Below are 21167 nucleotides of genomic sequence, written 5' to 3'. Positions count from 1 at the left end.
CATGACGTCCGCTCCCAGCTCCTTCCACGTCGCCCTGACCGGATTAAGTGACGGCCATTCCGCCGAAGACGTCGCCCACCGCCTCGCCGGCATTTTCAAACAGCCGCCCGAAAAAATGCAGGCCATCCTCGATGGCAAGCGCCGCGTGTTGAAGAAAGGCTTGAGCGAAGCCGCTGCCCGCCAGTACATCGCCGCGCTGGAAGCGGCTGGCTGCACCTGCCTGTATGCGCCGGATGCCGTGGCACAGGCCGCGACCTCGCCTTCATCAATGCCTGCGCAAACTCCAGCGCCGGTAGCGCCACCGGCTGCATCGCCGGCACCGGCCCCCGCAAGCGCGCCGGCTCCCGCAACGTCAGCGCAATCCGCGGCACCGCCAGCCACATCTGGTGGCAGCATGGGCCGCAACTTCTCGGCGGGCACCGCTGCGGTTGGCGCACGGGTCAGCGCCTCACGCGGAGCCGCCGCACCAGCCGTGTCGGCGGAAGAGTTCCGCGAGCGCCAGGCCAAGCTCGCCCTGTACCGGATGGGCGCGGGACAAAAGCTGGTGATCGCATCGATTGTGCTGAACGGTGTCCTCGCTGGACTGAACAAACATATGGCGCTGCTGCCCAGCTTTATTGCGGCGCTGGCGGTGGCGGCGGTGATGCTGTCCGGCCTCCTCAGCATGTGCCGCGGCCTGGGCATCAACGGCATAAAGCGCGTGCTGCTGTTCCTGTCGCAGTTCGTGCCCCTTATTGGCCTGGTTGTGCTGCTGGTCATGAGCCGGAAATCGGGCAATGCGCTGAAAAATGACGGCATCCGCGTCGGTCTGCTCGGACCAGACACCGACGAACTGGCCGTACTGGCGCGCGAAGCCGGAATGCCGGAAGGCACGCGTCCACGCGTAGCGATGGCCGTGGTGGCCGTGCTGGTGGTGATCGGCGCCTGTTTCGCAGTCAGCAGCCACTATCGCGAAAAAGAAGAACAGCTGGCCGCGCTGGAGATGTCCTTCCCCTGCGAACTGGTGGGCGAATGGGACATCAGCAGCCGCCTCGGCGACTTCGCGCTGACGCTTGACGAAGGCGGCGCAATGCGCAGCAGCGACGGCAAGGCCGGTAAATGGGAACTGGGAGAAGGCGAGCTGCTGGTCACCGAGGGCAACGCGACGACGCATTACGCCATCGGCCGCACCGAGAACGGCTATATGCTGGAGCGCATGAGCGTCGCGCACACCATGACGCTGAAACGCCGCCTGCCCAGCAAACGCTGCAAGGCTTGATTTTGCTTTACAGACAACAAAACTTGGTTAAAAATATTTAGTATTTACTAACCACACGGTTTTGTTCGATGAGCGCAGCATCCTTCCAAGTTGCCCTGACCGGCCTGCAAGATGGCCATGTTGCTGAAGACGTGGCCCACCGCCTGGCGCGGCTGTTCACGCAGCCGCCCGAAAAGATGCTCGCCATCTTGGACGGTAAGCGCCGCATCCTCAAGCAAGGCCTGAACGAAGCCGACGCCCGCAAATACGAAGCCGCCCTGCACGGCGCAGGCTGCAACTGCACCGTATCAACGCTGCCCGCCGGCGCCGCAGCTAATGCTGCCGAGGGCCGCGCCACCCGCGACGTCGCCGCCGCCACTGATGCCGCACTCGCCGGTCTGGTTGTCCGCGCTGAACAGCATCGCGCCCGCACGGCCCAACAAGCCAACGCCGACCTGGCCGCCGGCCAAAAACTCGCCATCGACGCGCTGATCCTGCACGGCATCTACCTGGTCGTCCAAAAACACCTCGACCCAGGCGCCAGCGTTATCGCCTGGCTGCCGATCGTCGCGGTCATGGTCGCCAGCATGCTCCGCCTGTGCCGTGGCCTGGGCTACACAGGCGCCAGGCGCACGCAGTTCGTCGCGCTGATGGCCATTCCACTTGTCAGCCTGATCGCGCTGGGCGTCTTTGGCGCCACATCAAAAGCCCGCGTCGGCTAAGGCTTTGTCCCATGGCGGGACGGGCTGGTATTCGGCCAGCAGAAAATCGATCAAGGCGCGGACCTTGGGGGATGGCTGGCGGCTGGCGGGATAGAGGGCGCTCAGGTGATTCAGCGGCAGTGACCACTCACTGAGCACGGGCACGAGRCGGCCTTCGAGGATATCGCGCCAGGCGAGGAAAGTGGTGGTGTAGACGATGCCGAGGCCGCGCAGGGCGGCGTGCTGCAGCACCAGGCCATTGTTTGCAGTGAAGGCCGGCGTGATGCGCACTGTGGTTTCTTCTTTGCCGCGTTTGAAATGCCAGACGATGCCGCCCGTCAGGTGGCTGAAGTGCAGGCACTGGTGGCGGTGCAGGTCTTCCGGCGTGTCGGGGCGTCCGGCGCGTGCAAGATACGACGGTGCGGCACACAGCACACCTTTGCATGGCGCGAGCGGACGGATGGCCAACGCGCGTGAATCTGGAATGCCGCCAACGCGGATGGTCAGGTCGAAGCCATGTTCAATCGGATCGAGCAGCGCATCATCCACGTGCAGGGATGGCGTGAGCTGCGGATGCGGCAGACTGAATCGCGCCACGGCGTCGGCCAGCCACTCGCTGCCGAAGCTGGACGGGGCCTGGATGCGCAATGGCCCCGCCAGTTCAATCCCGGCGTGAGTAACCACTCTCGCCGCTTCCTGCGCCTGCGCTACGGCCAGCGCGCACGGTTCGAGATAAGCCTGTCCCACGTCGGTCAGGCTGACGTCGCGCGTGGAGCGATGCAGCAGACGCGCGTTCAGCTTTTCCTCCAGCGCCAGCACGTTCTTGCTGACCATGGCGCGCGTGATGCCGAGGCGGCGTGCGGCGCCGCTGAAGCTGCGCTGGCGCGCCACTTCCACGAAGATTTCCATTGCTTTGAGCTGGTCCATGGCTTAATTGTCTCCATTTTGGAGACAATGTGTCAACGGTTTGCCTGTAGATCGGCGCGAATCAAATCCCTACAATGACTCCATCGAATACAAGGAGCCGCATCATGTTGAGCGCAGAGCAGAAAGCCCAGTTCCAGAAGGACGGCTTTATCATCATCCCGAATTTCAAGACGGCCGAGGAAATCCGCGCCCTGCGCGCCCGCGCGGCGCAGATCGTCAATGACTTCGACCCGGCCGTGGCGCAAGGCGTGTTCACGACCAAGGACCAGAAGGCCGATGACTACTTCCTCGCTTCGGATAACACCATCCGCTGCTTCTTCGAGGAAGAGGCTTTCGGCGCCGACGGCCAGCTGAAACAGGCCAAGGAACTGTCCATCAACAAGATCGGCCATGCCATGCACGACCTTGATCCCGGCTTCCGCGCTTTCACGTCCGATCCGCGCCTGGAGCAAGTGGCGCGCGACCTGGGCCTGGACCAGCCGCAAGTCTGGCAATCCATGTACATCTTCAAGCAGCCCGGCATTGGCGGCGAAGTGCGCTGGCACCAGGACGCGACGTATTTCGAAACCACCCCAATCAGCGTGACCACGTTCTGGTTTGCGCTGGAAGACGCGACGCTGGAAAACGGCTGCATGTGGGCGGAACCCGGTGGCCATCGCACGCCGCTGCGCGAACGCTTCGTGCGCAATGGCGATGAAGTACGCATGGAAAAGCTGGACAGCATGCCCTGGCCGACCGACGCCACCGCCGTCCCGCTCGAATGCAAGGCCGGTTCGCTGGTGTGCTTCCATGGTCTGCTGCCGCACTACTCGGCGCCTAACCGCTCGTCGGTATCGCGTCACGCTTACACCCTGCACGTGACCGATGGCCGTACTGAATATTCGCCGCAGAACTGGATTCAGCGCGATGCAACCCTGCCGGTGCGAGGTTTCGTTTGAAGGTCCGTATCTTCGCCCCGCACTGGGGCAGCAATGAACTGGCGGCCGATGTGTTCATTGGCCGCGTACTGGAAGCGGGCTTTGACGGCATCGAAATGTCGCTGCCGCTGGATGTGGCGCAGCGCGACGATTGGGTATCGCGCATCCGCGCCGCAGGGCTGGATTTGATTGTCGCCCAATGGGAGACAGTCTTCCACACCGAGTTCGAGGCGCACAAACGCGCCCTGGCGGAGCTGCTGCACAATGCCTGCGCCGTCAAGCCACGCCTGGTGAACTCGCATACCGGCAAGGACTTCTATTCGCCTCAACAGAACGAGGAACTGATCGCTCTGGCCGACGCCATCTCGCAGGAGCATGGCGTGCCCATCGTTCATGAGATCCACCGCAGCCGCTTCAGCGGGCACCCGATGCTCCTGCTGCCTTATCTGGAGYGCTTGCCAAGGCTGATGCTGAATGCCGATCTGTCGCATTGGTGCGTGGCCTGCGAGTCGCTGCTGCAGGATCAGCCGGAAACGCTGGCGCGCACGCTGCCGCGCGTGCGTCACATCCATGCGCGTGTGGGGCATGCGCAAGGCCCGCAGGTGGCGGACTTCAGGGCGCCTGAATTTGCGGGCGAACTGGCGGCGCACCTGTCCTGGTGGGATCGGATCATTGAGCTGCGCCGCGCAGACGGCGCGGAGATCATGACGATGACGCCGGAATTCGGCCCGGCGCCTTATACCTTCAACCTGCCGTATACGCAGGAGCCGGTAACGAATGCATGGGAGCTCAACGTCGCCATGCTGAAACTGCTGCGCGAGCGCTACTAAGCTAGGCCGTCGCAGTGCTCTCTTCGTCCTCACGTTCCGGCACCGTCCGCGGGAGCGTGAGGATGACCAGCGTGCCTTCGCCCGGCTTCGATTCGATGTCGATCCGGCCGTGCAGTACGCCCGTCACCAGGTTGTAGACGATATTCATGCCCAGTCCCGAACCGCCCTGCCCCATCTTGGTGGTGAAGAACGGATCGTAAATCTGGCGCAGCACCTTGGTGTTCATGCCTACGCCGTCGTCGCGGAAGCGCAATTGAACGGTGTTGTCAGGCAGCTCACGGATGGAAATCGTAATCGTCCCGCGCTCGCGGCCTTCAAAGGCGTGCAGCATGGCGTTGTTGATCAGATTACTGAGCACCTGCCCCACGCTGCCGGGATAGGACAGGCAAGTCACACTCTCCGGCATCTCCACCTTCACTTCGCAATTCGCCCGCCGCAGCTGGGCCGCGTAAGTGGCCAGGGTATCGTGCAGCACGGCGCACAGATTGAAGCTGCGGCGCTGGTCGGAAGTCTGATCCACCGCCACCTGCTTGAAAGAGTTGATCAGGTCCGCCGCACGGCGCAGCGAACCGGCGATGATGGAGCAGGCCAGCTTTGCATCGCGCAGATGGGATTCCAGCGTGGAGCGGCGTACACCGCCCGCCTCCACCAGCTGGCGTTCGAAGTCCACCACCATATCGTTCAGCGCCGTCGATGTCAGCAGGCTGTTGCCGATCGGCGTATTCAATTCATGCGCAATGCCGGCCACCAGCGCGCCCAGCGAAGCCATCTTCTCGGACGTGATCAGCGTGGCCTGCGCCTGCTGCAAGGTTTGCAGCACGGCCGACAAATCCTTGTGCGCCACTTCCACGTTATTCTTTTGCAGCGCCAGCTCCTTCAAGCTGCGTTCCAGGCCGTACTTGGCATCCATCAGATCCGCTTCGGTGCGCTTGCGGTCACTGATGTCATTGATCACCCACACCGCACCCTTGCCCGCATCGGCCTTGTCCAGCAAGCGCCCATTGACCATGCACCAGCAGCGCGAACCATCCATGCGGCGCAGCTCCAGCTCGAAGTGGGCCTGATTATTTTCGGTCATGAAGTGGAAGGGATCGGGTTCGCCGGGCCGCACAAGAATCGTACAGCGCTCGCCCGTCAACGCGCCGGGAAGATAACCCATCAACTCTTCCAGACCGCGGTTGCAGCGCACGATCACACCATTGGCGAACAAACCGATGCCGACGACGGCGCTATCCTGCAGCGCGCGTTGCTCGTCCAGCGTTACGCGCAAGGCGTCGGCCAGTGCGCGGCGGCGCTGCAAGGTCATGATCAGTGCGCCAATCAGCGCGCTGATTACAAAGCCTGCACCACCGATCAGCGCGATCAGCGTGGTGTCGCGGCCATAGCGCGCGCCGGAGTGGCCATTGAATTGCATCACCCAGCGGCGCTCGCCCACATCCAGCGCGATGCTGCGCGACAGGCCATCCAGCGTAGGCTGGCGCCCCTTGCCGCCAACTTTGCCCGCGCTGTCGAACATCAGGTTATCCAGCGACGGCGGCTGCGGATTGGCGTCGCTCATATAGCCGGTATCGTTGATACGCACGTAGAGATGCTTCAGCAGCGGGCTATCGATCACTTCTTCCATCAGATCGTGCACGCGGAACACAATGGCGACAAAGCCGACCAGCGCTTCGTGGCGCTCCTCCGCTGTGGTCAGCGGAACACCGCGGCGATAAACCGGCGCACGCGCCACGAAACCGGGCTGGCCGGTGTTGTCCTGCACTAGCGTGATACGTTCGGTCGCCACCAGGCGGCCGCTGTCCATGCCCAGGCGCAGCGCCTGCAGATGCGGCGGCAGTGCGGCGAGATCGAGCCCGAAGGCATTCTCATTGCCGCGCATTGGTTCGTTGTATTCGATGATGAAGTGTTCATCGCGCACCGAGGCGGGATGAATCTTGAAGTCCGGGTAGCCGCCGCGCTGCAGACTGTCGTCGCGCCGCACGCTGTCGGCGTAGCGTTCAAGATTCGAGGAAGGGATGCGGCGCACAAACTGGATGGCCTGGAAGCCCGGATAGCGCCGCCTTACATCAAGCTCGCGCACATAGCGGCTGAATTCCAGGCGCGTGACTTCCTGGTCGATGGCGTAGATGCCTTTGATGCTGAGCAGCGTATCGAAATAAGTCTTCAGGCGCTGCTCGGTGTCGCGCGCGACTTTCTCGGTGTCGCGCTGGAAGGCCGCTGCGGACTCGCGGTCCTGCTGGTTCGTCACAAACATGCACACCCACACCGTGATGCAGATACCGACTATGAAGGCCAGGTAACCGTGGATGCGCATGAAGGGGCTCCGCTAGCTGGGATCGGGAAAGCGCGCTGCAATGTCCATGAACTGCTCCTCGATCGCCAGCATTGCATCCACCACATCGGGATCGAAATGCTCGCCGCTGCCCTGCCGAATCAGCTCGATCGCCGTCTCGTGCGTGAAGGCTGGCTTATAGACACGCCTGGAAATCAGCGCGTCGTACACGTCGGCCACTGCCAGCAGGCGCGCGGAAACGGGAATCGCCTCGCCGGCCAGGCCCTCCGGATAACCCGAACCGTCGTAGCGCTCCTGGTGCGAATACGTGATCTCGCGCGCGAAGCGCAGGAAAGTGGAGCTGGCGCCAAAGCGCTGCGCCACGCTATCGATGGCATCGCGGCCGTGCACCGTGTGCTGCTTCATCACCTCGAATTCTTCGGGTGTGAGCTTGTCCGGCTTGTTCAGGATGGCGTCCGGCACGGCGACCTTGCCGATATCGTGCAGCGGCGCCGCCTTGAACAGCAGCGGAATGTGCTCTTCCTTCAACTCATGGGCGAAACGCGGGTGGGCCTGCAGGCCGCGCGCCAGCGCTTCCACGTAATGCTGCACACGCGACAAATGACTGTCGGTTTTTCCATGGCGCTTTTCCGCCAGACTGGCCAGCGCCCACACGGCAGCATCGGCCAGTTGCGCCAGCTCGCGGGTGCGCTCAGCCACCAGCTGCTCCAGGTGGCGGCCCTGGCGCGACAGCAGCTCGCGCGCCTGCTTCAGTTCCAGCTGGCTGGCCACGCGCGACAGCAGCACTTCCGCCACGATGGGGCGGGTGACCACATCGGCGGYGCCTTCGCACATCATGTCCTGGCGATGCGCATCATCATCGCGGCCGACCACGATGATCAGCGGGATGGCGGCGGTATCCGGATTGGCGCGCAGTTGCTGGCAAAGCTGGGCGCCGCCGATATCGACGTCCGCCAGCACCAGATCGGGTCGCGGCAGCACCTGCGCCAGGCGCAAAGCGGCCGGCCCATCATCGGCCAGCCGTGTTTCATAGTGGTCCTGAAGCAGAGCGTTCAGGCGAACCAGGTTTTCCGCGGAAGCGTCGGCGATCAGGATGACCGGCTTCGTCTTGGCATTCATTGACAGCGTCTCCTTGCGGCCGGCGGCCGCACTCAGCTGAATGATACCGTAGGAAAAGCCTGATAGTCAGTCAGCAAGTGCTGGCGAGCCGTCGGAAAGGAAGGCGCCGAAGCAACGTGTGCACTCAATGCAGAACAAGTGCGCAACGCGGACGTTTTTTTGACGCAACACAAGTTGCAGATGGCCCTCTTCGCATACGGGGCAGGTCTCGCGCATGGTGCCGCAGGCTGTTACATCCTCGGCAAGGTAGTTGTCGTCATAGCGAACCCCATCTACAACAGATTGTGGGTCCATCTCGACGAGAAAGAGACTGGGCGCTGCTCCGCGTTGATCTGGCACGGGCTTGCCCGGCGTGTAAAAGTGATCCGCCTGATTCATTCTCATCCCCTTTGTGCCCTACGCGCGTGCGGGCACTTTAACCATAGCCAAATCGGCCACATGACGCAAGCGAAAACGGTCCCGGGAGAAATAGCTTGCAATTAGATCGCACACTATATATACTGCTTTCCATGGACACCAAGACACACAATCCTCTGCATCAGGTACCGCGGCTCGACCAGCAGCTGTGCTTTGCGCTGTACTCGACCTCGCTGGCCATGAACAAGCTCTACCGTAAGCTCCTGCGCAAGCTGGGGCTGACCTACTCGCAGTACCTCGTCATGATGGTGCTGTGGGAGCAGGATGAGCAGACCGTGTCCGCGCTGGGCGAAAAGCTGTTCCTCGATTCGGCCACCCTCACTCCGCTCCTGAAGCGGATGGAGCAAGCCGAGCTGATCAGCCGAAACCGTTGCCCGGACGATGAGCGCCAGGTCATCATCTCGCTCACGCCGCAGGGCCGGGCGATGAGCGATGAGGCTGCCGCTCTGCCCGAGTGCGTACTCAACGCAAGTGGCTGCAACCTGGACACTGTGGTCCGCCTGAAAAACGAACTGGGCGGCCTGCGTGACAACCTGATGAAGAATGTCTGACGCAGCATGTTTCGCGCCGTTAAGGCGTCCCAAATAAGTAGTGCACTATTTAATAGCAAACAATCTCAAGGAGCTCAAAATGAAAAGCCTGAAAACCTTCGCCGTTGCCTCTGCCCTGACCGTTTCCGTGACCGGCGCTTTTGCCGCTGACCTGACCGGCGTGGAACCGACCACTGCCGGCTTCCTGAAAGCGATCGAAAACGCGCCTGGCCTGGAAACCCTGACGCCGCAGGACGCGCGCCAGGTACTGGTGGGCGCACAGAAAGGCGCCAAGCTGCCGAAGGCGGATGTCTCCGAGAAGACTATTAAAGTAGATGGCAAGGATGTGAAGCTGCACATTGTGCGTCCGGCTGGCGCCAAGGGCACTCTGCCGGTGTTCATGTTCTTCCACGGCGGCGGCTGGATTCTGGGCGATTTCCCCACCCATGAGCGGCTGGTGCGCGACCTGGTGGTGGACTCCGGCGCAGCAGCGGTCTTTGTCGACTACACCCCGTCCCCTGAAGCGGGCTATGGYGTAGCAATCAACCAGGCTTACGGCGCGACCAAGTGGGTGGCTGCGCATGGCAAAGAAATCAATGTTGACGGCGCCCGTCTGGCCGTGGCCGGCAACAGCGTCGGCGGCAATATGGCAGCGGTGGTGGCGCTGAAAGCCAAGAACGAGCACGGCCCGAAATTGCGCGCCCAGATCCTGCTGTGGCCTGTGACCGACGCCGCCTTCGAAACCGGCTCCTACCAGCAATTCCAGAGCGGCTATTTCCTCACCCGCAACGCGATGAAATGGTTCTGGGATGCGTACACCACCGATGCATCGGCGCGCAAGGAAATCTACGCCTCGCCGCTGCAGGCATCCGTGGAACAGCTGAAAGGCCTGCCACCGGCGCTGGTGCAGACTGCCGAGTTCGACGTGCTGCGTGACGAAGGTGAAGCCTACGCCCGCAAGCTGTCGGCGGCTGGTGTTGAAGTTACGGCAACGCGCTACAACGGCATGATCCACGACTACGGCCTACTGAATCCGCTGGCCAAAGTCCCCGCCGTCCAAGGCGCCCTGCGCGCCGTCGGCACCGAACTCGCCTACCGCCTGAAATAACTTTTTTGGGGTCAGGCGCCAAATGCAACATGAGCCCGCTTGCCAAGCGAGCCCATGTCGCATTTAGCGCCTGACCCCAAGCACTGTCCGGGCGGACGTCCGCGGACAGTTGCCATGTATCAGGATTTTTACAAATGAATTGATCGGCCAGCGCCTGAGCTAGTCGTAGAATACCCCGGCATTTTCTTATAACAATGGGACAAATAAGGGGATTCAATGAAGCGCACGCTTTTCAGTTTGGCGGCTTTGTGGTTCGCCGCTTCCGCAGCCACCGCAGCCGATCCGTTTGACGATAAATTCCGCCAGCTCGACGAAATTCTGCCGACCGCCAACCAGTACCGCACCGCTTCCGGCGCGCCTGGCCACGCTTACTGGCAGCAGCGCGCGGACTACACCATCCGCGCCTCGCTCGATGAGGCCAACCGCGCCATCACCGGCACGGAAACCATCACTTACCACAACAATTCGCCCGACACGCTGACCTACCTGTGGGTCCAGCTTGACCAGAATATCTTCAAGCCCGATTCCGATGCCCGCATGATGATGACCGCGCCTTCGCGCGAAGCATGGGCCAAGGCGCGCACGGAAGAAGAAGGCATGAAGTTCGAAGGCATGCGCAATATTCTCACGCGCGACTTCGACGGCGGCTTCAAGATCACCGCGGTGAAGAACGCCAGCGGCGGCGCCCTGAAGTACACCATCAACCGCACCATGATGCGCATCGACCTGCCTACTCCGCTGAAGCCGGGCGAGCGCTTCGTCTTCGGCGTGGACTGGAACTACAAGATCAATGAGCAGAAGGTGCTCGGCGGCCGCTCCGGCTACGAATACTTCGAGGAAGACAAGAACACGCTGTTCGAAGTGGCCCAGTGGTTCCCGCGCATGGCCGCCTACTACGACGTTACCGGCTGGCAGCATAAGCAGTTCCTGGGCTCCGGCGAATTCACGCTGGAATTCGGCGACTACGATGTGAGCGTTACCGTACCGGCCGACCACGTGGTGGCCGCTACCGGCGAGCTGCAGAATCCGAACGATGTGCTGAGCGCGGCCCAGCGCGATCGCCTGGCCAAGGCCCGCACTTCGGACAAGCCGGTGGTCATCGTCACCCAGTCGGAAGCTGAAGCGGCCGAGAAGTCGGTCAGCAAAGCCACCAAGACCTGGCACTTCAAGGCCAAGAATGTGCGCGACTTCGCATGGGCGTCTTCGCGTAAGTTCATCTGGGATGCACAGGGCTTCAAGAAGGATGGCACCAATGTGATGGCGATGTCCTTCTATCCGAAGGAAGGCAATCCGCTGTGGGAGAAGTTCTCCACCCAGGCCATCATCCACACCATCAACGAGTACAACAAGTACAGCTTCGACTATCCATATCCGACCGCGATTTCGGTGAACGGTCCAGTGGGGGGCATGGAGTATCCGATGATTTCGTTTAACGGTCCTCGTCCTACCAAGGATAAGAAGACCGGCGAGATCACCTATTCCAAGCGCGCCAAGTACGGCCTGGTCGGCGTGGTGATCCACGAAGTGGGCCACAACTACTTCCCGATGATCGTCAACAGCGACGAGCGCCAGTGGACCTGGATGGACGAGGGCCTGAACACCTTCGTGCAGTACCTGGCCGAGCAGGCATGGGAAGAGAACTACCCTGCCACCCGCGGCGATCCACGCAATATCGTGGAGTACATGCGTTCCAAGAACCAGGTGCCGATCATGACCAACTCCGAGTCGGTCATCCAGTTCGGTAACAACGCTTACGCCAAGCCTGCGACCGCGCTGAACATCCTGCGCGAAACCATCCTGGGCCGCGAACTGTTCGACTACGCCTTCCGCGAATATGCACGCCGCTGGAAGTTCAAGCGCCCGACTCCGGCTGACTTCTTCCGCACCATGGAAGACGCTTCCGGCACCGACCTTGACTGGTTCTGGCGCGGCTGGTTCTACACCACCGACGCGGTGGACGTGAGCATCGACGGCATCACCGAGTACGGCGTCGGCACCATGAATCCGGAAACGGAGAAAGCATGGAAGAAGGCGCGCCATGATGAAGAGCCGATCAGCATCACCGATGAGCGCAACAAGGGCACCCTGCCGCGCCGCGTTGACGCGCATCCTGAGCTGAAGGACTTCTACAACGAGCACGACGACTTCACGGTCACCAACAAGGACCGCAACAAGTACGCCGAGAAGATGGACGACATGGAACAGTGGGAGAAAGACCTGCTGGCCCAGGGTAAGCACCTGTACCTGGTCGACTTCTCCAACCTCGGCGGCCTGGTCACGCCGCTGATCCTGGAGATCGAACTGAAATCGGGCAAGAAGTACATCGAGCGCATTCCAGCCGAAGTGTGGCGCTATTCGCCTAAGAAGATCACGAAACTGATCGTGACCGACGAGCCGATGGTGTCCATGGTGCAGGACCCGCGCTGGGAAACCGCGGATATCGACCAGAGCAACAACGCCTGGCCGCGCCGCGTGACCCCGTCGCGCGTGGAGCTGTTCAAGGCCAAGCGTCCGGATGATATGATGAAGGACTTTAATACTCCCCTGAAGAACGGCAAGGACACCAAAGCCAAGGCCGAACTCGATCAGAAGTAATGCGTCTTTTCAAAGCCGTCCTCGTGGCGGCGCTGATTTCCTTCGGCGCCGCCGCACAGGCCCACAATTATCACATGGGCTTGACCGAAATCAGTTTCAATGCCCATACGGGCAGCACGGAAATCGTCCATACTTACACGGCACATGATGTGGAAGCGCTGCTGATGAATCTCTATCAGCGTCCTTTCGATCTTGGACTGGAGGAGGATCAGGCCGTGTTCCGACGCTATATCGAAAAACAGTTCAGCATCACCGCCAACGGCAAGCGCCTGCCCGTGCAATGGGTAGGCGTCGATGCCAAGGCTGATAACATCATCGTCTATCAGGAAATCGAAAAGACGCCACTGCCGCACGGCGCTGTGCTGCGCGACGCGGTGATGAGCGACTTCCTGCCTACTCAGGTCAATACCGTCAACTTCGACGGACAAACGCTCGTCTTTACCACGCAGCGCAATGAGCAGCAGCTGCCTTGACCCTAACCCCGGGGTCAGACCCAAAGGGTCAGACCCGGGCCAGGGACAGCCGCGCACCCGGGTCCGCCGCTCCGGGCCTGCCCCGGTAGTTTGGACTTGCCTGATGCTGGCCTGCGCGCCAGCACATGCCGACGATCCTTTCCTGCAGCGCGTCTTGGTCGAAGGCTCGCGCGCCAGCCAGATCGGCATCGCCGACTCGGCCAGCGCCGGCACCGTCTCGCAAAGCCAGCTGGATGCGCGCACCGTGTATCGTCCCGGCGAGCTGCTGGAGGCCACGCCAGGCCTGGTGGTCAGCCAGCACAGCGGCGAAGGCAAAGCCAATCAGTTCTACCTGCGCGGCTTCAACCTCGATCACGGCACCGACCTGCGCACCACCGTGGACGGGATGCCGGTCAATGAGCGCAGCCACGCGCATGGCCAGGGCTGGACCGATCTGAATTTCGTCATACCCGAACTGGCAGCCCGGCTCGATTACAAGAAAGGCCCCTACTCCGCCGCTGAAGGCGACTTCGCATCGGCCGGCGCGACTTCGCTGGTCTATGCCAACCGGCTGATCCGCAATGAGGTCAGCATCACGGGTGGCCAGAACGGCTACGCCCGCGGCCTCGTTGCAGGATCGCAGGAGCAAGGTGATGGCAGCCTGCTGTACGCGCTGGAAGCCCTGCACAACGACGGTCCTTTCACGAATGGCGACAATTACCGCAAGCTGAACGCCGTGCTGCGCTATAGCCAGGGATATGCCAACAACGGCTACAGCATCACGGCCATGGCCTACCGTGGAGACTGGAACTCGACCGACCAGATCCCGCTGCGCGCCGTGCAGGATGGTTCACTGGGCCGCTTCGACGCCATCGATCCCACCGACGGCGGCAGCGCTCGCCGTTACAGCCTGTCCGCCAACTGGCGCCGCACCAGCGATGAAAGCAACACGCAGGCCAACGCCTACGTGATCAACAACCGCCTGTCGCTGTTTTCGGACTTCACCTACTTCCTCGATGATCCGGTCAATGGCGACCAGTTCGCCCAGCCGGACCGCCGCGTGACCAGTGGCCTGAACGCCAGCCACACCATTCACGGCCATGAGGAAGACATGGCCTGGCAGACCACCATCGGCCTGCAGGCGCAGAACGACAATATCTTCAACGGCCTGCAGCACACCAAGGCGCGGCAGACGCTGGAGGTCACGCGCGAAGACCACATCACCGAGTCCAGCGTGGCGCTCTACATCGAACAGCAGATCCGCCTGACGCCAACCGTGCGTATGATGGGCGGCGTGCGCGCCGACCATTACCGCTTCCGCGTCAAGTCAAACGAAGTTGAGAACAGCGGCGCGGCAAGCGACACGATGCTCAGCCCCAGCCTGAACTTCATCTTCGGACCGTGGGCCAACACCGAGTTCTACGCCAACGCAGGCAGCGGCTTCCACAGCAACGATGCGCGCGGCGTGGTCGCCAGGACCGATCCCGCCACGCCGCTGGCGCGCTCGCGCGGCTTTGAACTGGGCATGCGCAGCGAGGCAATCAAGGGCCTGCAAACCGTGGTATCGCTGTACCGTCTGGACTTCGATTCGGAACTGGTCTTCCTCGGCGATGCCGGCACCACGGAAGCTGGCCGCCCGAGCCGGCGCTACGGCATTGAATTCTCCAACTATTGGAAGCCGCTCAAATGGCTGTCCTTCGACGCCGATCTCGCCTACGCACGCGGACGCTACCGCGAGCGCGCAGCGGAGGGCGACTACATTCCCGGCGCAGTGGAAGGTGTAGCCCAACTGGCGCTGACCATCACGCCGCAAGGCCCGTGGTCCGGCGCCCTGCGCCTGCGCTATTTCGGCCCGCGTCCACTCATCGAAGACAATAGCGTGCGATCGAAAGGCAGCGCCACGCTGAACGGCCGCATCGCCTATAAATTCAGCAAGGCCACGCAAGTCGAACTGGAAGGTTTCAACCTCGCCAACCGCCGCGATTCGGCGATCGACTACTTCTACACCTCGCGCCTGCGCAATGAAGCCGAAGCGCATGACGACATCCACTTCCACCCGCTGGAGTCGCGGTCCTTCCGGGTGAGCCTCACACACACATTCTGAGTGCGTCGTACAATAGGTGGATGACACCTATCTTCACCCCGCTGGCGGAGCTGACCGCCTCCTTGCGCGATGCCGGTTATGCCCTGCTCTCGCCTGCCGATGTGGCCACGCTGGCCGGCTGCACCCTGGCCGACCTGGATGCACTCAAGCCAAGCTGGGACCAGCTGGCGCCGGACAATTACCTGAAAGACGGCGGCCGCTATCGCCGCCGCCGCCACTCCTGCTTCGTACAGGATGGCGACACGCTCACGCAAACCGCACACCGCGCCCACTGGCAACCGGTCGAATACAACGCCCTGCACGGCGGCATGCGCCGCATGTTCGAGCCGGTTGAAGCATCAACCGTGGCGCAGGCGGGTTGGCAGAAACTGGTGACGGCGCTGGGCCGCGAGTGCACCAAGGTGCGTGGCACGCATCCATGGTTTGTTGAAACCCACCAGTTCCGCATCGATACCACGGACGGCATCGGCCGCCCGACGCCGGAAGGCGCGCATCGCGATGGCGTCGATTGGGTCGCAGTGATCCTGATCGGCCGCGAGGGCATCAAGGGCGGCGAGACACGCATCTTTGAAGCCGATGGCCCTAACGGCAAGCGCTTCACCATGACCGAGCCGTGGACCCTGCTGCTGCTCGATGACGCAACTGTTATCCATGAATCCACTCCGATTCAGCCGCTGGCGGCCCATGGCCACAGAGATACGCTGGTCCTCACATACCGCGCCAACAGCTTCCAGGGTGACTGAGCCTCGTAGGGCGGATCATCGATCCGCCGTAGCTGCTCCGCAAGAGGCAAGAATCCGGTATAGTCTCACCATCCAACCAGCATGGAGGTGGTGAGTGGACTCGACCTACGAGATAGCCCCAGATGAGATTGAGATCCTCATCGTCGAGGACAGCCCGACCCAGGCCGAGCGACTGCGCCGCCTGATCCAGTCCATGCGCTATGGCGCCCGCGTGGCCGCCAACGGCAAATACGCGCTGGCCGAGATCCGCGAACGCAAGCCTCACCTGGTCCTGTCCGACATTGTGATGCCCGAAATGGACGGCTACGAGTTATGCCGCGCCATCAAGTCCGACCCGAAGATGCGCGATATCCCGGTAATTCTGGTGACCTCGCTGACTGACCCCAAAGACATCATCCGCGGCATCGAATGCGGCGCCGATAACTTTATCCGTAAACCGTATGCGGAAGACTATCTGCTGAACCGCATCGGACAGATGCTGGTGAATCAGAAGCTGCGCAAGAACTCCAGCATGGAGGTCGGCATCGCCCTCTATCTGGGCGACCAGAAGCACTTCATCAACGCGGAACGCCAGCAGATCCTTGACCTGCTGATCTCGACCTACGAACAGGCCGTGCAGGTGAACAGCGAGCTGCAGGCGCGCGAGCGCCAGGTGATCGAGCTGAATATGCGTCTGGCCCATCACGCCGGCGAGCTGGAAACCATCAACCGCGAAATCGCGATGAAGAACCTGGAGCTGGCGGAAGCGAGCCGCATGAAGTCGGCCTTCATCGCCAATATGTCGCACGAACTGCGCACGCCGTTGAACGCCATCATCGGCTTTACCGGTGCACTGCTGATGAAGCTTCCCGGCCCGCTGACCGATGAACAGGACCGTCAGCTGACCACCATCCGGTCCAGCGCGCGCCATCTGCTCTCGCTGATTAACGATATTCTCGATGTGGCCAAGATCGAAGCCGGCAAGGTGACCTTGTCGCTGGAGCCGGTGCAGGCACAGTCCCTGATGAACGAGGTAGCGGACACACTGCGTCCACTGGCCGCGCAAAAAGGCCTGAGTCTGGAAGTGGAAATGGTGTCCGAGCCGATCAACCTGAACACCGACCGCCGCGCCCTGACCCAGATCCTGATCAACCTCGCCAACAACGCCATCAAGTTCACGGAAAAAGGCCAGGTCAAACTGAGCCTGAAGCAGCGTCATGATGATGGCGCCGTGATCACGGAATTCAGCGTGGCCGACAGTGGCCAGGGCATCCGCGAAGAGGACCAGGCCAAGCTGTTCCAGGCTTTCTCCCAGCTCGATGCGACCTCGACCCGCCATGCCGAGGGCGCCGGACTTGGGCTGTACTTAAGCCAGAATCTCGCCAACCTGCTGGGCGGCTCCCTGTTCTTCAGCAGCGATTTCGGCAAGGGCAGCACCTTCACCCTGGCCCTCAAATCCAAACAGCAGCATTGAGCGCCCGCGCGGCGGAGGCAAGATGGCGGCACGCATCCTGATTATCGAAGACAACCAGGCCAATATGGATTTGCTGGTGTACTTGCTGTCGGCCTTCGGCCACGTGCCGTTGCAAGCCTTCGACGGCGAGCGCGGTGTGGTGATGGCCCGAGAGGAGCGTCCGGACCTGATTCTGTGCGATCTGCATTTGCCGCGCCTCGATGGCTATGGCGTGCTGGCCGCATTGCGCGCCGATCCCGTCACGCGCGACATCCCGATTCTCGCGGCCAGCGCGGTGCCGGTGACGGACGGCTGCGCGTCCCTGCGCCGCGCAGGGTTCAGCGGCTGTTTGCCCAAATCGCTGGAACCGGACGTGCTGCTGCCCTCTTTGGAGGCCTGGCTGCCGGCGGCCTTGCGCTCGTCGGTCAGCGCGCCCGGCTTGAACGATGGCGCTACTGCGCCGGCGCCCTCCGCCACGCACAATGGTGCGCGTCCACGTGCAAACATTCTTTTATTGGATGCCGCGCCGGAAAATGCCGGCCTGGCAGCCAGCATCCTGGCCCATACCGGTTATGGGGTGACGATCGCGACGACACCGGACCAGGTGCAGGCGGTGGCCCAGCAAGCCTTCGATCTGGTGCTGTGCGATCTGGGGTTGTACGAAGATGGACGCACTTCCTTCCTCGCCGATGCGCTGCACAAAGTTCCCGCGGCGCCGGTCATTGTGATCCGTCCGGATGATGATGACGATGTTTCACAACTGAGTAATGGCCGTGGGAAATCTCCTCTGCTGCTCTCTCACCCAATCGAACCACAGCAATTGGTCGCCGCCATCGAATCTTCTCTGGTGCAGTAGGAGCGATACAGTAGTTCTACGGTATTGCAGTGCAACATACCCGGTACTATATTGGAAACGTCTCCTCCAAGCGTTCACAGAACATTTGGACTTAGCCCGCCGCGCTAAAAGCGCCGCGGGCTTTTTTTTAAACCCACGGCAGACAGCAGGTGGCTGCCACGATGTGGCAGCCACCAGGTTTTGCGCCGTGGGTTCAAATAAGGTTGAGCGGCGCGCCGGATGGCAGGCTGGGGAAGCTCTTGCCGAGTGCCGCGTCGGACAGCCGCAGGTGACGCTCCCCGACCTGCGCCAGCACGCGCCGGAAATCGGTCGTCACAGGCAAATCGCGGCCTTCGTTGAGCTGGTTGTCGGCCAGGCCGCGCCAGTCGCCGTGGACTTTGCCGCCGTTGACCTTACCGCCCAGCAGCCACATCGCGTTACCGTGGCCGTGGTCCGTGCCCTTGTTGCCGTTCTCGCGCGCAGTGCGGCCGAATTCGGACATCACCACGATCACCGTATCGTCGAACATCGGCCCAAGGCGCTGCGCCAGCACGGCCAGGCCCTGCCCCAGCGGCGCCAGGCGATTCGCCAGCTGGCCGGAACCAGCGCCCTGGTTAGCGTGCGTATCCCAGCCGCCCAGAGCAAAGAAAGCCAGCTGGATATTGGGATCGTTGCGCATCAGCGTGGCGAGGCGCGAGGCGTCATCCRGGAAGCCGTTGGGCAGCGGCGCACCGCCATCGGCCATCTGCATCTCGGCCATCATCGGATTATTGGTCGCAGCGACCATCACTTCGCGATGCGCATCGCGGCCATCGAGATAAGCCTTGCCGAAGCGTTCGTGGCCCATATACAGCTGGTCGAAAGCATTGGCCAGCGCCGGGCGGTCCAGCACATTATTCTTCACGCCCGCCGCGCCATTGGCCAGATTCATTGCGGCCGCATGCCCGCTGAGGATGCGCGGCATCACAGGCCCGATGCTCAGAGCGCGGGTCGGCGTAGACTCGCCCGGCAACTGCGCCAGCAGACGGTTCATCCAGCCATCCTGCGTGCTCTTCACGCCCGGCGTGGCGGACTCCATATAGTCCTGCGCGTCGAAGTGCGAGCGGCTGGCGTCCGGCGAACCGCTGGCGTGGACGAAGGCCAGCTTCTTCTGCTGCCACAGCGGCATCAGCGGCGCCAGGGCGGGATGCAGGCCGAAGTAGCCATCGAGATCCAGCGCACCACCCTCGGAGCCCGCATGCGCCAAAGCGATATTCGGACGCAGGCGTGCATATTCGGGATCGGCCACCGGCGCCACCACGTTCATGCCGTCCACCGCACCGCGCAGCATGACGACAATCAGTTTGCGCTGGGTGGGAGCGGATTTATCAGCCATGGTCGCGGCCCAGGCGCTGCGGCCCAGCGGCACCATCAGGCCAGCGCCTGCGGCCAGGGTATTCAGGAAGTATCGGCGGTCCATATGATTACCTCTGCATGAAATCGGGTCCGCCCAGCAGCATGGCGGCGCGCAGTTTGTCGGGGCTGGATGCCACCATCGCAGCGGTACGCGGCGACACGCATGCGCCCAGCGCCGTCTGCACCATCTGCGGATCGGTGTTCGGCGCCAGCGAAGTGGCAAAGGCGATGCGGCGGCTCAGCGCGTCGGGATTGAGCCAGGCATCCTGCGTATTCTTGTAGCCGTCCGGCGTCTGGCAGCCATACAGTGGCTGGCCGAGGCGGTTCAGCGTGCCCAGCAGCGGCTTCACGTCCGTCACAGGCGCGCCGCTGGCGCGCGCGGCGGACACCACAAACTGGTATGGCGTCTTGAACTTGGCGCCGGCCACCGCCGAATCCATGAACTCAGGGCTGGTGAACATGGTGCGCAGCACGGCGCGGATATCGCCGCCCGTGTCGCGCCAGGTGGCTGCCATGCGCTCGACCAGTGCCTGCGGCGGCACGTCGGCCACAAAGTATTGCGCCAGCTGGGTGCTGATATGACGCGCCGTGGCGGGATGCACGGCCAGCACGTCCAGCGCATATTCGCCTTCCGCTTCGCCGCGCGCTTTCACCGGCAGCCCAAGCCAGACCTTCTGGCCATTGTCGTGGCGCTTCGGATCGAACACGAATGTCTCATTGCGGTTGACCAGGCGGCGCGGCGCGTAAGTCCAGCCGGTCAGCATGCGCGCCAGCTCGGTGACGTCCTTCTGGGTATAGCCATTGTCCACGCCCAGCGTGTGCAGCTCCATCAGCTCGCGGGCATAGTYTTCGTTCAGGCCACCGGCTTTGGACACCCAGTTATCAAGGTAGAACAGCATGGCCGGATGCTTGGCTGTCGCCTCCAGCAGGTCGCGGAACTTGCCGAAGACGTGTGGGCGGACCGCATCGCGCTCATAACTGGAAATGAGCACGCGGTCCTGGCCCTTGCCCTGGAATACGTTGAAGTGATTGAACCAGAAATCGACCATCACCTCTTCCAGCTGGCGCGGACTCTCGATGGCGCGTAACAGGCGGGCCTCGGCGGTTTCGGCGGCCAGCTTGCCGATCGTCTCGCGCCGCATGTCCTTGGCCTCGTCCTTGTCCTTCTTGGCCTCGGCCCGCACTTCCTGGAATTCCTCCAGCGCCTGGCCCGCCGTCAGCTTCTGAGTTTGCAGCCCGTCGAGGCGCTGCGCCAGCGCGGCCGGCAGCGGCGGCGGATTCAATTGCTCATCGATGTAGCGCTGCACGCCGATCTGCGCCACGCGCTCGATATCGCCAGGCCTTGGGCCATACGCCAGGCGGTTCAGCACATGCAGGGCGGCCTGTTCGCCCTTCAGCGGCTCGGCCTGCGCAGCCGGCAGCAGCACCGCCGACGCGCCGATCGCGGCGGCCAGAATCCAGCGTTCCATGATGTTTTCCCCAGTTTATTCGGTGTTTTCTTTATACCCCGGCTGTTGCGTGCTGCCAAAGAC

Annotated in this window: 18 protein-coding genes; 12 read left to right on the top strand and 6 right to left on the bottom strand. The window is 62.4% G+C overall.

The window, feature by feature from the left end; translation table 11 throughout:
• The first annotated feature begins 1 nt into the window (after window position 1).
• Together AB4Z11_RS00895 and AB4Z11_RS00890 are read left to right on the top strand one after the other, a co-directional pair.
• Window positions 2–1258: a hypothetical protein gene (locus tag AB4Z11_RS00895; RefSeq protein WP_442021985.1), complete on the top strand. Its 1257-nt coding sequence runs from the start codon at window positions 2–4 to the stop codon at window positions 1256–1258.
• A 68-nt stretch (window positions 1259–1326) separates the two neighbouring features.
• Entirely contained in the window at window positions 1327–1959 is a 633-nt protein-coding gene (locus AB4Z11_RS00890) for a hypothetical protein (protein WP_442021983.1), read from the top strand.
• On the opposite strand, the gene AB4Z11_RS00885 is transcribed toward AB4Z11_RS00890, so the two are convergent.
• Entirely contained in the window at window positions 1939–2865 is a 927-nt protein-coding gene (locus AB4Z11_RS00885; protein ID WP_442021981.1) for a LysR family transcriptional regulator, read from the bottom strand. The two genes, AB4Z11_RS00890 and AB4Z11_RS00885, sit on opposite strands and share 21 nt — an antisense overlap.
• 104 nt (window positions 2866–2969) lie before the next feature.
• Here AB4Z11_RS00885 and AB4Z11_RS00880 point away from each other — a divergent pair, with 104 nt between their 5' ends.
• Both AB4Z11_RS00880 and AB4Z11_RS00875 read left to right on the top strand, forming a co-directional pair.
• On the top strand, window positions 2970–3803 hold the full coding sequence (locus AB4Z11_RS00880; protein ID WP_442021979.1) for a phytanoyl-CoA dioxygenase family protein: 834 nt from the start codon (window positions 2970–2972) through the stop codon (window positions 3801–3803).
• Window positions 3800–4612: a TIM barrel protein gene (locus tag AB4Z11_RS00875; RefSeq protein WP_442021977.1), complete on the top strand. Its 813-nt coding sequence runs from the start codon at window positions 3800–3802 to the stop codon at window positions 4610–4612. Before AB4Z11_RS00880 ends, AB4Z11_RS00875 begins: the two co-directional genes overlap by 4 nt.
• 1 nt (window position 4613) lies before the next feature.
• Here AB4Z11_RS00875 and AB4Z11_RS00870 read toward each other — a convergent pair whose 3' ends face one another.
• From AB4Z11_RS00870 to AB4Z11_RS00860, 3 genes are all read right to left on the bottom strand, one after another.
• Window positions 4614–6926 (bottom strand): sensor histidine kinase, encoded by a 2313-nt coding sequence (locus tag AB4Z11_RS00870; protein WP_442021975.1) that lies wholly within the window; start codon window positions 6924–6926, stop codon window positions 4614–4616.
• A 12-nt stretch (window positions 6927–6938) separates the two neighbouring features.
• A complete protein-coding gene (locus AB4Z11_RS00865; protein WP_442021973.1) occupies window positions 6939–8024 on the bottom strand; it encodes an HD-GYP domain-containing protein in 1086 nt (361 codons plus the stop codon).
• Between the two features lie 66 nt (window positions 8025–8090).
• Window positions 8091–8402 (bottom strand): hypothetical protein, encoded by a 312-nt coding sequence (locus tag AB4Z11_RS00860; RefSeq protein WP_442021969.1) that lies wholly within the window; start codon window positions 8400–8402, stop codon window positions 8091–8093.
• Window positions 8403–8533: 131 nt separating this feature from the next.
• Between AB4Z11_RS00860 and AB4Z11_RS00855 the strand changes: the two genes are divergently transcribed.
• The 8 genes from AB4Z11_RS00855 (at window position 8534) to AB4Z11_RS00820 (ending at window position 18261) form a co-directional block, all read left to right on the top strand.
• Window positions 8534–8992 (top strand): MarR family winged helix-turn-helix transcriptional regulator, encoded by a 459-nt coding sequence (locus AB4Z11_RS00855; RefSeq protein ID WP_442021967.1) that lies wholly within the window; start codon window positions 8534–8536, stop codon window positions 8990–8992.
• Between the two features lie 79 nt (window positions 8993–9071).
• On the top strand, window positions 9072–10079 hold the full coding sequence (locus AB4Z11_RS00850; RefSeq protein WP_442021965.1) for an alpha/beta hydrolase: 1008 nt from the start codon (window positions 9072–9074) through the stop codon (window positions 10077–10079).
• Window positions 10080–10295: 216 nt separating this feature from the next.
• Entirely contained in the window at window positions 10296–12674 is a 2379-nt protein-coding gene (locus tag AB4Z11_RS00845) for a M1 family metallopeptidase (protein WP_442021963.1), read from the top strand.
• The gene (locus AB4Z11_RS00840; protein ID WP_442021961.1) at window positions 12674–13147 is read left to right on the top strand and encodes a DUF6702 family protein; all 474 of its coding nucleotides are present in this window, start codon (window positions 12674–12676) and stop codon (window positions 13145–13147) included. Before AB4Z11_RS00845 ends, AB4Z11_RS00840 begins: the two co-directional genes overlap by 1 nt.
• A gap of 103 nt (window positions 13148–13250) precedes the next feature.
• Complete coding sequence (locus AB4Z11_RS00835; RefSeq protein ID WP_442021959.1) at window positions 13251–15230, top strand: TonB-dependent receptor; 1980 nt, start codon at window positions 13251–13253, stop codon at window positions 15228–15230.
• A 20-nt stretch (window positions 15231–15250) separates the two neighbouring features.
• Window positions 15251–15973, top strand: a complete 723-nt coding sequence (locus AB4Z11_RS00830; protein WP_442021957.1) for a 2OG-Fe dioxygenase family protein — start codon at window positions 15251–15253, stop codon at window positions 15971–15973.
• 94 nt (window positions 15974–16067) lie between these two features.
• Window positions 16068–17426 carry a hybrid sensor histidine kinase/response regulator gene (locus AB4Z11_RS00825; protein ID WP_442021955.1) on the top strand — a complete coding sequence of 453 codons (1359 nt, stop codon included), beginning with the start codon at window positions 16068–16070 and terminating at the stop codon, window positions 17424–17426.
• Window positions 17427–17448: 22 nt separating this feature from the next.
• Entirely contained in the window at window positions 17449–18261 is an 813-nt protein-coding gene (locus AB4Z11_RS00820; protein WP_442021953.1) for a response regulator, read from the top strand.
• Between the two features lie 193 nt (window positions 18262–18454).
• Here AB4Z11_RS00820 and AB4Z11_RS00815 read toward each other — a convergent pair whose 3' ends face one another.
• A complete protein-coding gene (locus AB4Z11_RS00815; protein ID WP_442021951.1) occupies window positions 18455–19699 on the bottom strand; it encodes a DUF1501 domain-containing protein in 1245 nt (414 codons plus the stop codon).
• A 4-nt stretch (window positions 19700–19703) separates the two neighbouring features.
• Entirely contained in the window at window positions 19704–21104 is a 1401-nt protein-coding gene (locus AB4Z11_RS00810; RefSeq protein WP_442021949.1) for a DUF1800 domain-containing protein, read from the bottom strand.
• Window positions 21105–21167: the final 63 nt, after the last annotated feature.

The organism is Pseudoduganella sp. RAF53_2, from assembly GCF_052113985.1.
Lineage (GTDB): Bacteria > Pseudomonadota > Gammaproteobacteria > Burkholderiales > Burkholderiaceae_D > Rugamonas.
Note: the sequence above shows the minus strand (reverse complement) of the source record. Positions and strands in the feature narration are given on the sequence as shown.

Coding starts and splice junctions, on each gene's coding strand:
- AB4Z11_RS00855 (WP_442021967.1), top strand. CDS start 8,534: ATGGACACCAAGACACACAATCCTCTGCATCAGGTACCGCGGCTCGAC.
- AB4Z11_RS00880 (WP_442021979.1), top strand. CDS start 2,970: ATGTTGAGCGCAGAGCAGAAAGCCCAGTTCCAGAAGGACGGCTTTATC.
- AB4Z11_RS00860 (WP_442021969.1), bottom strand. CDS start 8,402: ATGAATCAGGCGGATCACTTTTACACGCCGGGCAAGCCCGTGCCAGAT.
- AB4Z11_RS00840 (WP_442021961.1), top strand. CDS start 12,674: ATGCGTCTTTTCAAAGCCGTCCTCGTGGCGGCGCTGATTTCCTTCGGC.
- AB4Z11_RS00895 (WP_442021985.1), top strand. CDS start 2: ATGACGTCCGCTCCCAGCTCCTTCCACGTCGCCCTGACCGGATTAAGT.
- AB4Z11_RS00870 (WP_442021975.1), bottom strand. CDS start 6,926: ATGCGCATCCACGGTTACCTGGCCTTCATAGTCGGTATCTGCATCACG.
- AB4Z11_RS00820 (WP_442021953.1), top strand. CDS start 17,449: ATGGCGGCACGCATCCTGATTATCGAAGACAACCAGGCCAATATGGAT.
- AB4Z11_RS00890 (WP_442021983.1), top strand. CDS start 1,327: ATGAGCGCAGCATCCTTCCAAGTTGCCCTGACCGGCCTGCAAGATGGC.
- AB4Z11_RS00830 (WP_442021957.1), top strand. CDS start 15,251: ATGACACCTATCTTCACCCCGCTGGCGGAGCTGACCGCCTCCTTGCGC.
- AB4Z11_RS00835 (WP_442021959.1), top strand. CDS start 13,251: ATGCTGGCCTGCGCGCCAGCACATGCCGACGATCCTTTCCTGCAGCGC.
- AB4Z11_RS00845 (WP_442021963.1), top strand. CDS start 10,296: ATGAAGCGCACGCTTTTCAGTTTGGCGGCTTTGTGGTTCGCCGCTTCC.